The following is a 14457-nucleotide window of genomic DNA, read 5'->3' as shown; positions in this document are numbered from 1 at the left end:
ATTATTTGTTTTAATATCGTCTTTTTAAACGATACTGTTCTAGCAAGCAATTTAGAAGATTATAGGGTGTATGTTAACAACGCTTCTGTTAAGCTTGATGTACCGCCTGTGATTATTGATCACAGGACATTTATTCCTTTAAGAAATATAGCTGAAGCCATGGGAGCACTAGTGGAATGGGAAGATTCTACTGAAAGCATAACAGTAATAAAGGCTAAAAATACGATTATCTTAAAGTTAGACAGCAAAAATGCTCTTGTTAATGGAATGAATAAGGATTTAGATGCTCCAGCAAGGCTTATTAATGGAAGAACCATGGTACCTTTAAGGTTTATAGGAGAAAGTCTTGATGCAGCAGTAGGTTTTAATGAAAATTCCAAGTCGATAATAGTTAATTTTGGAGTGATTAATGTCCCAAATGAAAAGCCTAGTGGTCTCGTCTTTAAAACAATAAATTTTCCTAATGATGAATTATATCAGGGTGAAACAAAAGATGGAAAGATGCATGGTCAAGGGACTTATACATGGCCTTTTGGTAAAAAATATATAGGAAGTTTTGTGGATGGAGAGATAGAGGGCGAGGGTGTCATGAACTTTCCTGATGGCGCTCAATACAGGGGTGAATTTTACAAGGGTTATATGCACGGCAATGGTAAATATATCTGGTTTACGGGAAGAATAGATGAAGGCATGTGGCATTTGGGAAAATATATGGGTGAAATGTAAAAATTCTCAAACTGTTTATTGATTTAATGAACATAAAAGCAATATAATTATAAATATGGTAATGTTGTTAACAAAAATATTTGCATACGTGAGGCGGTTGAGAATGAAAAATAATATTATTTTAATTGGTTTTATGGGAACAGGAAAGACGGCTGTTGGAAAAAGGTTAGCAAATAAACTAAAAATGAAGTTCTTTGATACAGATGAAGATATAGAAAAAGTTTCTGGAATGAGCATAGGCAAGATATTTAATGATTATGGTGAAGTAAGGTTTCGTTCTGAGGAAGCACTTGCCGTAATGAGAGCTAGTAAGCAAAATAATTATGTTATAGCTACTGGTGGAGGAGCTGTACTGTTTCCTGAAAATATTGATTTACTTGCAAAGAGTGGGATAATTGTGGCTTTGGACGCAAGTCCTGAAGAAATACAAAAGAGGGTCTCTAAAAGAAATAGCTTCAGACCACTACTAGGTAATGATAAATCCATTGAAAACATTACTAGATTACTGGAACAAAGGATACCTATCTATAATAAGGCAGATTTTAAAATAAATACCACAGGCAAAGAGCTTGAAGAAGTGGTTGATGAAATAGTGGGGTTATTAAAAAGCAATGGATAGACTACAGATTGGATTAGGTCAAAATAGCTATGATATTATACTTGCCTCTAGTGCTATAAGTGAAATCATACCACATATAGAAAATTTACATGACACTAAGAAATGTTGTATTGTTTCACAAAATAATATCTTCAAATATCATGGACTGGAACTATTTAAAATATTAAAAAGTTTGGGCTATGATGTAAATATTCATATTGTTCCTGATGGAGAGAAGGCAAAAAGCATAAAGTATTGCCGCAACCTCTTTGATTTTTTGTTAGCAAAAAATTATGACAGGCATTCACTTCTTATAGCACTTGGTGGAGGAGTTGTAGGGGATTTAACTGGATTTGTGGCTGCAACTTATATGAGAGGTATCCCATATATTCAAATACCCACTACCTTATTATCAGCTGTCGACAGTAGTGTTGGTGGTAAAACAGGTATTAACTTTGGTGGTATAAAGAATATAGTAGGTGCCTTTTATCAGCCTAAGCTTGTATTTATTAATACAGAATTTTTAAAAACACTTCCTGAAGCGGAGTTTAAAGCTGGTTTGGGGGAAGTTATTAAGTATGGGATCCTGGATGGTAAAAATTTTTTTAATGAATTATCAGAAAAAGTAAACATAATAAATCCCACCTATGAAGGGTTGCCTGCATTAATCAAAAGTTGCTGTGAAATTAAAGCACGAATTGTTGAAGAAGATGAAAAAGAGCTGACCGGAAGTAGGATGCTTTTAAATTTGGGTCATACAATGGGTCATAGCATTGAAGTACTAACAGGCTTAAGGCATGGAGAGGCTGTAGGGGTTGGAATAGTTTATGTTGCTAAACTATCCAAGAACCTAGGCTATTTAAAAAAAGATGAGGCTAAAAGGATAATTGATTTAATTAAAAAGTCAGGGTTACCCTGGGAAATACCAACCTGTATAAATCAACAGTCACTACTAGAGCTTATAGAAAAAGATAAAAAGCAGATTAGGGGCAAGGTTAATTGGGTTATACTTCATGGAGTAGGAGATGTACGCATCCATTCTCTTGCAAATTCAGAAATACCTATCATATAGGTATTTCTGAATTTGCTTGTATTCTTTTGTGAGATAATTAATTTATACCATATTATACATAAAGTATTAGAAAGAAGGTAAAGACTTGAACTCTAAGCATGCATTTGCTGTTTTTATAGCATCTTTTTTATGGAGTTCGTCCTATTCACTATCTAAATGGACTTTGGATTATTTTCCACCATCTACACTAGCTTTTATCAGATTTTTAATTACTATAGCTCTTTTAGGTACCACTATTCTGGTTATGAGAAAAAATGTAGCATTAGGTAGCTTACGGTTACATAAAATTATAGCTTTATCTGGTGTATTAGGATACACTATGTTTTATGTATTGCAGAACACGGCATTATTATATTGTTTTGCAAGTGATGCAGTACTGCTTGCTACGTCTTTTCCTGTTATTACGGCAATTATTGAAAGACTTGTCTTTAAAAAACCTATTCCAGCAACAAATTGGTTAGGTATTGGAGTTGCCATTATTGGAGTGACAGTAATTATTCAACCCTGGGCTGTTGGCAATACTATGAATCCCGAAAGATTACTAGGTATAGGGCTTACCCTGCTAGCAGGAGTCTGTTGGGCAATATATGGGTTGATTATTAATAGACTTCAAGATGTTGATACTTCGCTCATTACCCTTTGGCAGGTTCTTTATGGAAGTATTATGTTGCTGCCTTTTGTTTTATGGGAAAGACCAGTTTTCACAGGAATTCCTCCCACAGCCTGGTTTATACTTGTCTATCTTGCCTTATTTAGCTCTTTAATAGCATATTTACTATATAATTACGGCTTAAAAGGTATTCAACCTAATCAGGCAGTAAATATTCTTAATACAATGCCTTTATTTGGCTTAATAGTAGCATATTTTCTTCTGGGTGAATCCCTTAACTTAATCCAGGGTTTTGGTGGATTAATAGTAATTCTTGGTGTATGCCTCAGCCTTTCAAAGCAGGATGATACTTCTCCTGCAGTATTAAAAGTATCAGAAGAAAAAGTAATCTAAAAATACTCAGATCAATTTCTGGGTATTTATTTTTTTATAAAAATAGTTAAATAATTAACAACATAGGAAGACTTAGCATATTATATATTACATTAATTAGAGGAGGGATTTCTAATGGGTAGACCAGGGCATGGACCAGGTCCAGTATTGCCAATCTTTGGTGATGATAACATTCTTCTCATTTTGTTACTGCTGTTACTTTTTATGGGTAAAGATGACCATCATAAATGTGGTAGAGATGATTCGTTTTTGATCATCATCATAATACTGTTTTTCTTTCTTTTCCCAAAAAACTCATTCCCACTAGATGCTGAAGAATAATTATTAAAATGAGTGGATGATGGCTTGTAAAACTTCTTTTCTTTCAGTCCCCCAGTCTTAATGGCTGGGGTTTTGTCTTTGTTGGAAATATTTTAACTAATTAGACATATTTATGCAGGAATTTGCAATAATTCCAAGAAATATAATATTTAGTATATTATAAATACGTTTAAAAGGATTTAATCATGGAAAAAGGAAATCTCGAGATTGATCCAAATGTTTTATATCTAATTCCAAAAGCTATTATTCTTCGTCACAGGGTATTTCCCATTGAATTAAAGGAGAAGGTCCTTAAGGTAGCCGTGGTTGATTCCTTTAATGTTGTTGCTTTTGATGATATATACCTAGCAACTGGGTTTGAGGTTAAGCCTTTTATAGTTAGTGAAGAAGAGATTGATGAAATAATAGATAAATACTATGGTTATTCCGAACTAGATAGTAAGGCTATAAAGGAAATTTTGGAAATAGGAGAAGATGATGATAATTCAAACCTCTATAATGATGACCCTTCCTTTTCTGATCTAGAATTAAATGATGCTCCAATAATAAAAGTTGTTAACTCTTTAATTTATAAGGGAGTTATGATGAAGGTTAGTGATATACATCTAGAACCAATGCAGGCAATGGTTAATGTTCGTTTTCGAAAGGATGGAGTATTGCTAGAAATTACTACCCTGCCAAAGGCATTTCATTCATTAATGGTTTCCAGAATAAAGATTATTGGCAAGATGGATATAGCTGAAAAGAGACTCCCCCAGGATGGCAGGGCAAATTTTACATTAAACAAAAAACAAGTAGATTTAAGAATATCGTCCATACCAACAGTATTTGGTGAGAAAATTGTTATTCGTTTGTTAGACAAATCCACTATGCTTATTGGTTTAAATAAGCTTGGCATGGAGGAAAGAACATCAAATATATATAAGAAGTTAATCAAGAAGACCTATGGAATGATCCTATTTACAGGTCCAACTGGGAGCGGAAAGACTACGTCACTTTATGCCACCTTGAATCATTTAAAAAATCCTTTTCAAAATATAGTTACTATAGAAGACCCAGTAGAGTACGTTCTTCCAGGTATTATGCAAACAGGGGTAAATAATAAAATAGGTTTAAACTTTGCATCAGGGTTAAGGGCTATCTTACGTCAAGACCCTGATATTATTATGTTGGGAGAGATTAGAGATAGTGAAACTGCGGCAGTAGCAGTACAGGCTGCCATAACTGGTCACTTGGTCTTTAGTACTCTTCATACTAATAATGCTTCGGGAGCAATAGTAAGACTGATAGATATGGGAATTGAGCCCTTTCTAGTATCTTCTGCTATCATTGGTGTAATATCTCAAAGGCTAGTTAGAAAGGTATGTGCTTATTGCAAGGTTGAATATTCAGTTTCAGAGGATTCATTTGAAAGAACTATCTTGAAGATATCTCAAGATGAACCTCTAATTTTATATAAAGGTCAAGGCTGTTCTAACTGCAATAATACTGGATTTAACGGTAGAGTAGCACTATTTGAAATTCTACTAGTGACAAGTGATATTCACAAACTAATTCTTAATAAAGCATCTACAGGAGATGTTTTTCAAAAGGCCGCAAAAGAGGGTATGATGACATTTTCTGAGGATGGTATTGCGAAGGTTTTAAAGGGTATCACTACTTTAGAAGAAGTTAACAGAGTTGCCTTTGGGGTAATGGATGAATACATCTAAGATGTGTGGGTGTTAAGATGACAATTTTCAATTACAGGGTTATAGATGTCAAAGGACAGTACCAGGAAGGCACTATTGAAGCTGATGATATTAAGAGTGCTGCTATGAGATTAAGAGAGCAGGGCCTATATATAGTAAGGCTTAATAATAATAGAAAAAATTTAACCTTGGCAAATTATTTTAGTTCAGTCAAAGCAATAAATTTAGCAAATTTTAGTCAGCAACTTGGTGTGCTGGTTAATGCAGGTATCCCCTTGGTATCAGCCCTTGAAGTAGTTGAAAAACAAAGTGATATCAATAAAATGCATAAATCCATTAAAGCTGTTAAAGAGTCACTTATGGAAGGTAAGAACTTTCATGAAAGCTTAAAACAGCATCCAGATATTTTTGATTCAATGATGATTAATATGATTCAAGCAGGCGAGCTGGGAGGGGTTCTTGGAAAAATTCTTGCCAAATTAGGGGAGCATTATGAAAGGGAGCATGAAGTTAGAGAAAAAGTTAAGGCTGCTTTGACCTATCCAGTACTTGTTTTGCTTATATCCATTGTTGCGATTGTATTCATGATAGCATTTATACTACCTGTATTTGCAGGAATGCTTGGCGAAATGTCCACGTCTTTACCCTTACCAACAAAAATTGTTTTGAGTATTAGCAGTCTATTAAGGAACTACTGGTATATTAACATAATTGTTGTATTTGCGCTGGTAATTTCTTTGTTACTCTATGCCCGTTCAGCAGGAGGAAAAAAGGTTGTAGATGAGATAAAGATTAAGTTTCCATTGCTTGGTAATCTTCATCAAAAGGTAATAGTGGCACGTTTTTGCAGAACACTTGGTATACTTCTAGGAGCTGGTGTACCAATACTTCAAGCACTAGAAGTAACAACCCAAACAACAGCTAATACAGTATTTATAGAAGTATTGCACAAATGTAGAGATGTTGTAATGGATGGGAAAAGTATGGTAAAGCCATTACTGGATTCAAATATTTTTCCTTATATGGTTGCCCATATGGTAAAAGTTGGTGAGGAAACTGGTAGCTTAGATATACTTCTAATACAGGTTGGAGATTATTTTCAGAGGGAAGTAGACAGGGAAATGGACAACCTTTCAAACCTGATTGAACCTGTGATGATAATTATTGTGGGTGGAATGGTTGGATTTTTAGTAATGTCAATGGTCTTACCTATGTTTACAATAATCTCTTCCTTTTAATAAAGCTTTTGGGGTTGGTATTGGTGAGAAGTCTAAAAGGCAATAGCGGATTTACACTAATAGAAATTGTGATCGTGATTACAATCTTAGGTATATTAATGGGACTTGCTACACCCATAGTTAATAAAACTGTAGAAAGGCACTCGGTTACAGCATTTGAAGAGAATTTGCCGGAGATATAAGACTAATCCGACACACAAACATCTATGGTGAAACGACAGTTAAAATTCAAATCTTAGGGGATAAATATGTTATTAAAAAAGGTACTAAAGTTATTGAAACTAAAAAAGCTCCAGCAGGGGTAAGATTTTTAGATAGATATGGTTCAGAAATATTTTTCTCAGGCTTTGGAGTCCCCCTCGGATTAGGGGCCGCTACCATAGATATTACAAACAGCTACGGAAACATTTATGAAGTTATTATTATGGTTAATACAGGTAGGGTATGTGTTAAACCCCACCCAGAAAAATGGTGATATTAATGAAATCAACTGTAAATTCTAAAGGCTTAACATTGATTGAGGTTGTTGTAGCTTCACTTTTATTGGTATCCGCCCTAGCACCCATATTTACATTAATGCATTCGTGCCTTAATAGCTTTCATTCTGCCGGAGATAGAAGTCAGCTTGTTGCTGCTGGAAAGGCTGTTATGGAAGAATCTTTGACCTCCAGTAACCTGAGCATAGGGGAACAAAATGGACTTAGTTATTTTGAAAATCCAAAAATTAAATATGATATGTTAATTAGTAATTATCAAGATAGCTATGTGATGCGTAGCATTGAAATAAAGATCTATGAAATAGATTATCCAGAAAAACCAATATTTTTTAATACTGTTAGGGTAAGAAGATGAAAAAAGTATTTGATGAAAATGGATTAACCCTGATTGAACTAATTGTAACAGTCACCATCATCTCCTTTCTACTGGCAGGAATTTATGGAATACTAGGAGGCACCTTTAAGCTGTGGCAGCAGGGAAGTGAAAAAATAGATATCCAGCAAAATGCTCGCATTGCCCTTAACATGCTGGAAACCGATATTAGGAGGGCTGATAAGGTTTACAGCTATAGTGGGCCGTCTAGCCTGTATCTTAGTGTTAACAATCAGCAAATTCGTTACCATTTAAGTGGCACCCAAATGCTAAAGGCTGCAAGTGGCCAGGGCAATAATCCAGTTGCCTATAATTTAAAAGAGCTTCAGTATAACTATTACCCAACAGTTAGCTCTTGCACTCTTGTAGAGGTATATATGGAGCTTGAAAGCCAGGGCTACGTATATGAACTATCCTCAAAAATTAATGTTCGTGCATCAGATTTTTGACCAATTAAAACTAAGGAGTAAAGCTGTGGGCGAAAAGGGAATTGCTATGCTTTCTGTAATACTAGTTCTACTAATATCGATAGTTCTTTTAAATGGATTAATGGCAATGACAGTTACAGAAGTAAAGATTGCCATGAATGATCAACATGAAGCTCAGTCCATCTATTTGGCTGAGGCGGGAAATGAAATAGCTATAGATCATCTCTATAATAATCCATATTTTCGTGGTGAGCTTCTAAATCTCTCAACTTTTGATAAGCCCATTCATTTAGGAGAAGGCAGAATTAATAGTATTAAAATAGAAAACAGTTCACCTAATATACGACTTACTTCTGAAGGAGAGGTAGGCGGAATAAAAAGAAAAATTTCTCTTTTAGTAAAGGTAACTGTGGTAGAGGAAGAAGAGATTACTGAAATCTTTATTAATAAAATAAAGTGGCTATATGCTTTTTAAGCTTAGCCAGAGACTAGTCAAGGCAAAAGTAAAGTAAATCATAGGATGGGGTGTCTATGGTTGTTTAAATTTAAAAGTAGAAATTCACAACAATTAGGAATAGAGATTAATGGTGATAATCTGACTATTGTATTATGTAAACAAAGTAAATCAGAAATTAATTTTGAAAAGTTATCTATAAATTTGGAAGGTGGCACAGTAGAAAATGGATTGTTTTTAAATCCCCAGCATCTACTAACAACACTTAGTTCTATTGTAGAAGATAACAATTGGCAGGGTTTAAATGCTGTAACCACTATAGTTAGCCGTCAAATGGTAGTTAGGCATCTTGAACTGCCGATGATGCATGATAATGAATTAGCGGAGACAATAAAATGGGAGATTGCCCAACATATACCCTATGGAGAAGAAGAAGCGGTAGTTGACTGGCATAATCTAGGATCAATGAAAAAAGATCAACCCAATCTGACTACGGTGCTCCTAGCAGCAATTCCAAAAGAAACAGTTTATTCATATTATCAGATTTTTAAGGAAGCTGGAGTTAATTTGCAGGCAATAGATATTGTACCTGCAGCACTTAGAAGATGGCTTTTATATTCGGGTTTTTATCAATGGCCAGATGTTGATGTACTGACAATCACAATTGTAAATATAGGAGATGAAATGATAAACCTAGTTGTTATTAGGGAAGGTGTTGTTCAGTTTGCACGTTCTCTTGCATACGGGAAGCAGCACTTTTCCTCGATCGAAACCGAGGATTTAATTTCAGATGAATTATACAGATCAATAGAATACTATCAAAATCAGTACAATGGACAAAGGGTTGCTAGAATAATATTTACAGGTGCAACTGAAGCAATGAATGGTTTACATAAAAAATTAGCAAAGAAAGTAGAAGCTCCTTCAGAATTAGGGTCTATTCCTGCAATAGATGAACTTGAGCCAAATTACGCAGTTGCAGCAGGACTTTCTCTAAAGGGGGTAGTTTAATGGCGGAAATAAATCTCTTGCCTAGTAAAATCAGGCCCAGGAAGTCACTTGCATTTTCCAAAAAGTACTTAATTATCTTAATCTGCTTGCTTTTGCTGTTAAGCTATTTTTTAGTGAATCGGATGATACTCCAAAACTATATCAAGGCTACTGATAATTTGAGGTTAGACATATCACAAATTGAAAATCTTTCTGAAGAAATTGTTACCCTGAAATCTCAGAATGTAGTTCTTGAAAATAAAATTGAAAGCTATAGTACGTTGCTGGCAGAGCATAGTTCCTGGGGCGAAAAATTAAACGATATAAATTCATTAGTTCCTAGTCAATCTTGGATTACTGAATTACATATGGAAGAGGATAAATTTCTAATGATTAATGGATATGCTCTATCATTAGGAGAAATAGCGACATTTATTGCTTATCTCAATGATCAGCAATACTACTCATCAGTACGACTACATAATGCTACTGAAGTAAATCAGGATGAAATAATCCTGTTAAGGTTTGAAATAGTATGTGGTATCTAATCCAGATAGGAATTTGGGGGTAGCTATGAATTTTGATCTTAAGGATAGAGAAATCAAGCTAATATATCTATTGATATTTCTTATTATAGTAGTTGGAGTGTTTAAAATAGTAGGTACACTATCTCCGCAAACAGCTAATGCTAAAGAGGAACTTGTTGCAAAAAGCTTGGAAAAAGATAGGCTGCTACTTAAAGCTGAAGAACTAGATGAAATGATTGCAAAAAATAGCTTTCTTCAAAGTCAGTTAGAAGGATTAAAAGATCGTTTTATTTTAGAAGCGGAGGATGCAGCCTTTGTAATGTCTGAGGGGCAGGGAGAAGAAATATTGATAAAGTCTATCACACCCAAGGATGTATTCCCAAGTGAGTTTTATTTTACCAATTCATATATCATAGAAATCCAAGGAATGTATCCAGATATTGTACGTTTTATAGCTGGATTAGAAAGGAAACCGGTAAGCAGGGTTGTTGCAGTAAATTTAGAGCTTAATCATCAACAAATGAATGTTCAGGGGACCATTGCTTGGGAAATGTATACTCTTAATGAAAGAAACGTAGCAATTATACCAGCGGTTTCAATTGAACATGGTAGAGCAGATCCATTTAAAGTTCCAGATGAATACCTGGGTTTTGTATTTGCAGAAGAAATTGATGAAGTAAATCAAAAAATCCATGATAGTAATGAGATTTATGAGGATAACACCTCTGAAAATCAAGAGGAAGTGCCATTTATCTACGAAAACAGCTATAAGTTCCCAATAAAACAATAGAAACCTTTCCAATAATAAATAAATAATGTTAAAATGTATTAAGAAGTGGGGGAAAATCTTTCCAATGAAAAAATTGGCAGTATTTAGTGTTCTTCTATTTATTAGTATTTTCTTGAGTCAATCGTTACTGGCTTCTGGATGGATACTTAGGGAATATCAGGGAATGACAGGTAATATAAAAATATTGGTTAATAATACTCCTGTTAAAACGACGGTAGAGCCATTCATTTTATCACATGAAGGGGTTACCATGGTTTCCCTAAGAGATTTATCTGAAGCTTTAGGATTTGATGTTGAGTGGAACGATACAACAAACACAATTTCCATAACTGGTGATCTATTGAATGAGCTTAATACCTGGGTTGGTAAAACCAAAAGGAAAATAACAGATATTAAGGTTATCCGTAATGTTGGACCATATTATGAAAAAAAGGTCAACAATTATCAAATAGCAGGCAGGCCTTTTGCTTCTGGAATTGCTGTTAATCTTGACCAGGGGAAAACAGAACTTGTTCTTGATATAAATAGAAAATATTTATCCATGGAGGGTTACTTTGGTATAGACGACGACACAATGAACAGCTCTGGAGGTTACTTCCTAAGGATTTTTGGAGATGATCGACAACTTTTTGTATCGGAGCTAGTAAACCCATCAGATTATCCAAGATACATAGCTCCAGGAGAGATAGACTTGACTTACATTAACCGATTGACAATTAGAATGGAATGGGAAGAAATAGAGACTGGAGATTATAACAATCTTACGGCAGTCCTTGCAAATTTTAATTTTTACGAAAAATAACCAGTTTAAGAATGCAAATCAACATCTGGGATATTATTTTTTTTGCTGAAGAATACTAATAGAGAAACTAAAATCTAGAAGAAAATCTTGCTATGTAAATTTACAGAATTTATGAGGTAGAATATTTCTGAAACAATGAGGTGATTAAGTGATAAATAAGACAGATTTACAGGAAGTACTAGCCGTAGCAAAAAAATTTGGTGGAGATTTTGCTGAAATTTTTATTGAGAAAAAAAAGAGTTCTGGAATAGGATTAGAGGCTGATAAGATAGAAAGAGTGGTTAGTGGAGTAGATATAGGTGCTGGTATCAGAGTTATTATAGGTGAAAACACCTCTTATGCCTATACAAATGACCTATCATTGGATTCTTTAATCAAGGCTGCTCAAATAGTTGCAAAATCAGCAGGCAACAAAGAAAAATCGGTAACCATTGATTTATCAAAGGTACATAGTGCAGTCAATAGTGGAGTAGAAAAGGAGCCTGACTCAATACCAATTGAGAAAAAAGTTGAAAAGGTAGTTGAAGCAAATAAGGTTGCCAGAAGAATAGATGATAGAATCAAGCAGGTAATGGTGAGCTACGGAGATGTTGTTCAGGAAGTTATCATTGCCAATTCATTAGGAGAAATGGTTGAAGATAAGAGAGTAAGAACTCGTTTTATGGTTAATTCAGTAGCAGCAGAAGGCTCTTTAATACAGACTGGTTATGAAGCTGCAGGGAGTTTTGCAGGTTTTGAATTATTTGATGAAGTGGACTCCATAGAAATTGCTACTAAAGCAGCAAACCGAGCTATTAAAATGCTGGAAGCAAAACCTGCTCCTTCAGGTAGAATGCCTGTGGTTATGACTTCTCACGCTGGGGGTACAATGGTTCACGAAGCTTGTGGACATGGCCTAGAGGCAGACCTGGTTCAGAAAAAGCTTTCAGTATATGCTGGTAAAAAGGGGCAACAGGTTGCAACCCCAGAAGTAACAGTTATTGATGATGGCACAACAAAAAAGTACGGCTATATGTCCTGGGATGATGAAGGAGTAAAAAGCCGCAAGAATGTACTGATTAAAAATGGTGTTCTAGAAGAATTCATGTATGACAGGCTCACAGCAATGAAGGAAAATAGAGAATCAACTGGCAATGGAAGACGTGAGTCCTATCAAAATAGACCTATTCCTAGAATGACAAATACATACATTGACAAGGGCGACATAGACCCTGAAGAAATTATCAAAGCTACTAAGAGAGGTCTCTTGGTTGAGAAGATGGGTGGAGGACAGGTTAATACAACTAATGGTGACTTTGTATTTGACGTTGCTGAAGGCTATTTAATAGAAAATGGCGAAGTGAAGGAAGCTGTTAGAGGCGCTACATTGACTGGAAATGGACCCAAGGTTCTTAGTAAGATAGATATGGTTGGCAATGACTTAGGTTTTGCAATTGGTACATGTGGTAAAGATGGTCAGGGTGTTCCAGTATCCGATGCCCAGCCTACACTTCGAGTTAAAGAATTAGTAGTAGGTGGTACAGAAGCCCCGGGTTCTGGACCTGAAATAAGAAGAATTCGCAGACTCTAATCTATTAGAAAAAGAGGGAAGATAATGGAACAAAAATATTTGAAAATTGGACAGGGTTTAGTTACAAAAGCAAAAGAACTAGGTGCCGACTCTGCTGAAGTTTACATAATGCAGTCTCAGGACCTTTCTATTGAGGTATCTAATGGGGAAATAGAGACTCTTAAAAATGCTGAAGCAAGAGGTCTTGGAATCAGAGTTTATAAGGATCAAGGAATGGGGTATTCTTTTTCAGCAGATTTTTCTGGTACTGCTTTAGAAAGTGTTATTCATCAGGCAGTTGCCAATGCTGCAATAGTTGAAAAGGATCCATTTAATAAAATGCCTAGTGGTAATTTTGATTATCCCAAGCTAGAGCTATACGACCCAGAGATTGTTTCTACTGACTTGGAAGATAAAATCAACCTTGCTAAAGATATAGAAATAGCTGCAAAAGCAGAAGATAAAAGAATAACAATTACGGAAAACTCTACTTACCAGGATTCGGTATATTCAGTTACCATCGTAAACTCAAATGGCCTTGATGCAGTATATAGAGGTGCATATTGTGGTGGTTACGCATTTTTAGTAGGTGAAGAAGAAGGTGATAACCAAACTGGATTTGCTGTTCAGTATGGTCTAAAATATTCCCAGCTTAACCCACAAAAGATTGGGCAGGAAGCAGCTCAAAAAGCAGTAAGAATGCTGGGCGCTAAGGAAATTTCTAGTCAAAAAGCAACAGTTGTTCTAGATCCCTATGTGGTGACTAATTTCCTAGGTGTATTATCACCATCACTATCTTCCGAATCTGTTCAAAAGGGTAGATCACTCTTTACAGGTAAAATCGGAGAAATGGTTGCTGCAAAAAATATTTCTATAATTGATGATGGGATTCTACCAGGTGGCATAGCATCATCTCCCTTTGATGGGGAAGGTGTAAGTAGTCAAAAGACAGTACTAATTGAAAATGGAAAATTAAATGGCTTTTTGTATAATACCTATACTGCTGCCAAGGATAATCTACAATCCACAGGTAACAGCACTAGAGGATCATATAAATCTACTCCCGAAGTAGGAACTACAAACTTCTATATTGCAAAGGGAGATATTTCGCGAGATAAGTTAATAGGTGAAGTTGATAACGGGCTATACGTTACTGAAGTTATGGGCATTCATACTGCAAATCCTATTTCAGGCGATTTCTCTGTTGGGGCAGCGGGAATATGGATTAAAAATGGACAATTGCAGGGTCCTGTAAGAGGAATAGCTATAGCTGGAAATATAGCAAGTCTCTTAAAATCAATTGACGGTGTGGCTGATGACCTAACCTTCTTTGTGGGCAAAGGTGCTCCAACTGTTAGAATCAGCGAAATGGTTATTAGCGGAAACTGAGAAATGGGG

15 protein-coding genes and 1 pseudogene are annotated in these 14457 nt (G+C 35.3%); all 16 read left to right on the top strand.

All coding sequences use genetic code 11. The annotated features are described in order from the left end of the window. Positions 1 to 66: 66 nt before the first annotated feature. Positions 67 to 399 (top strand): annotated as a pseudogene (locus tag APF76_08020). 430 nt (positions 400 to 829) lie between these two features. Beyond that, on the top strand, positions 830 to 1345 hold the full coding sequence (locus APF76_08015) for a shikimate kinase (GenBank protein KUO50584.1): 516 nt from the start codon (positions 830 to 832) through the stop codon (positions 1343 to 1345). Continuing rightward, the gene (locus APF76_08010) at positions 1338 to 2396 is read left to right on the top strand and encodes a hypothetical protein (GenBank protein ID KUO50583.1); all 1059 of its coding nucleotides are present in this window, start codon (positions 1338 to 1340) and stop codon (positions 2394 to 2396) included. Before APF76_08015 ends, APF76_08010 begins: the two co-directional genes overlap by 8 nt. Before the next feature lie 85 nt (positions 2397 to 2481). After that, complete coding sequence (locus APF76_08005; GenBank protein ID KUO50582.1) at positions 2482 to 3399, top strand: hypothetical protein; 918 nt, start codon at positions 2482 to 2484, stop codon at positions 3397 to 3399. A 114-nt stretch (positions 3400 to 3513) separates the two neighbouring features. Continuing rightward, a complete protein-coding gene (locus tag APF76_08000) occupies positions 3514 to 3720 on the top strand; it encodes a hypothetical protein (protein ID KUO50581.1) in 207 nt (68 codons plus the stop codon). Between the two features lie 185 nt (positions 3721 to 3905). Continuing rightward, positions 3906 to 5432, top strand: a complete 1527-nt coding sequence (locus tag APF76_07995; protein ID KUO50580.1) for a hypothetical protein — start codon at positions 3906 to 3908, stop codon at positions 5430 to 5432. A 17-nt stretch (positions 5433 to 5449) separates the two neighbouring features. Beyond that, complete coding sequence (locus APF76_07990; protein ID KUO50579.1) at positions 5450 to 6649, top strand: hypothetical protein; 1200 nt, start codon at positions 5450 to 5452, stop codon at positions 6647 to 6649. 480 nt (positions 6650 to 7129) lie between these two features. After that, the gene (locus tag APF76_07985; GenBank protein KUO50578.1) at positions 7130 to 7501 is read left to right on the top strand and encodes a hypothetical protein; all 372 of its coding nucleotides are present in this window, start codon (positions 7130 to 7132) and stop codon (positions 7499 to 7501) included. Next, complete coding sequence (locus APF76_07980) at positions 7498 to 7968, top strand: hypothetical protein (protein ID KUO50577.1); 471 nt, start codon at positions 7498 to 7500, stop codon at positions 7966 to 7968. Before APF76_07985 ends, APF76_07980 begins: the two co-directional genes overlap by 4 nt. A 25-nt stretch (positions 7969 to 7993) precedes the next feature. After that, entirely contained in the window at positions 7994 to 8422 is a 429-nt protein-coding gene (locus APF76_07975; protein ID KUO50576.1) for a hypothetical protein, read from the top strand. A 60-nt stretch (positions 8423 to 8482) separates the two neighbouring features. Continuing rightward, positions 8483 to 9412 carry a hypothetical protein gene (locus APF76_07970; protein ID KUO50575.1) on the top strand — a complete coding sequence of 310 codons (930 nt, stop codon included), beginning with the start codon at positions 8483 to 8485 and terminating at the stop codon, positions 9410 to 9412. After that, on the top strand, positions 9412 to 9939 hold the full coding sequence (locus APF76_07965; protein KUO50574.1) for a hypothetical protein: 528 nt from the start codon (positions 9412 to 9414) through the stop codon (positions 9937 to 9939). The genes APF76_07970 and APF76_07965 overlap by 1 nt, the downstream gene beginning before the upstream one ends. Positions 9940 to 9964: 25 nt before the next feature. Continuing rightward, complete coding sequence (locus APF76_07960; GenBank protein ID KUO50573.1) at positions 9965 to 10708, top strand: hypothetical protein; 744 nt, start codon at positions 9965 to 9967, stop codon at positions 10706 to 10708. A 64-nt stretch (positions 10709 to 10772) separates the two neighbouring features. After that, complete coding sequence (locus tag APF76_07955) at positions 10773 to 11510, top strand: hypothetical protein (protein KUO50572.1); 738 nt, start codon at positions 10773 to 10775, stop codon at positions 11508 to 11510. A 148-nt stretch (positions 11511 to 11658) separates the two neighbouring features. Next, on the top strand, positions 11659 to 13080 hold the full coding sequence (locus APF76_07950) for a peptidase C69 (GenBank protein ID KUO50571.1): 1422 nt from the start codon (positions 11659 to 11661) through the stop codon (positions 13078 to 13080). Between the two features lie 24 nt (positions 13081 to 13104). After that, a complete protein-coding gene (locus tag APF76_07945) occupies positions 13105 to 14448 on the top strand; it encodes a peptidase C69 (GenBank protein ID KUO50570.1) in 1344 nt (447 codons plus the stop codon). Positions 14449 to 14457 lie beyond the last annotated feature (9 nt).

The organism is Desulfitibacter sp. BRH_c19 (assembly GCA_001515945.1).
Classification (GTDB): Bacteria; Bacillota; DSM-16504; order Desulfitibacterales; family Desulfitibacteraceae; genus Desulfitibacter.
The sequence above is the reverse complement of the archived record's forward strand: the minus strand, read 5'-3'. Positions and strand labels throughout refer to the sequence as shown.

Coding starts and splice junctions, on each gene's coding strand:
- APF76_08015 (KUO50584.1), top strand. CDS start 830: ATGAAAAATAATATTATTTTAATTGGTTTTATGGGAACAGGAAAGACG.
- APF76_08010 (KUO50583.1), top strand. CDS start 1,338: ATGGATAGACTACAGATTGGATTAGGTCAAAATAGCTATGATATTATA.
- APF76_08000 (KUO50581.1), top strand. CDS start 3,514: ATGGGTAGACCAGGGCATGGACCAGGTCCAGTATTGCCAATCTTTGGT.
- APF76_07995 (KUO50580.1), top strand. CDS start 3,906: ATGGAAAAAGGAAATCTCGAGATTGATCCAAATGTTTTATATCTAATT.
- APF76_07990 (KUO50579.1), top strand. CDS start 5,450: ATGACAATTTTCAATTACAGGGTTATAGATGTCAAAGGACAGTACCAG.
- APF76_07985 (KUO50578.1), top strand. CDS start 7,130: ATGAAATCAACTGTAAATTCTAAAGGCTTAACATTGATTGAGGTTGTT.
- APF76_07980 (KUO50577.1), top strand. CDS start 7,498: ATGAAAAAAGTATTTGATGAAAATGGATTAACCCTGATTGAACTAATT.
- APF76_07965 (KUO50574.1), top strand. CDS start 9,412: ATGGCGGAAATAAATCTCTTGCCTAGTAAAATCAGGCCCAGGAAGTCA.
- APF76_07960 (KUO50573.1), top strand. CDS start 9,965: ATGAATTTTGATCTTAAGGATAGAGAAATCAAGCTAATATATCTATTG.
- APF76_07955 (KUO50572.1), top strand. CDS start 10,773: ATGAAAAAATTGGCAGTATTTAGTGTTCTTCTATTTATTAGTATTTTC.
- APF76_07945 (KUO50570.1), top strand. CDS start 13,105: ATGGAACAAAAATATTTGAAAATTGGACAGGGTTTAGTTACAAAAGCA.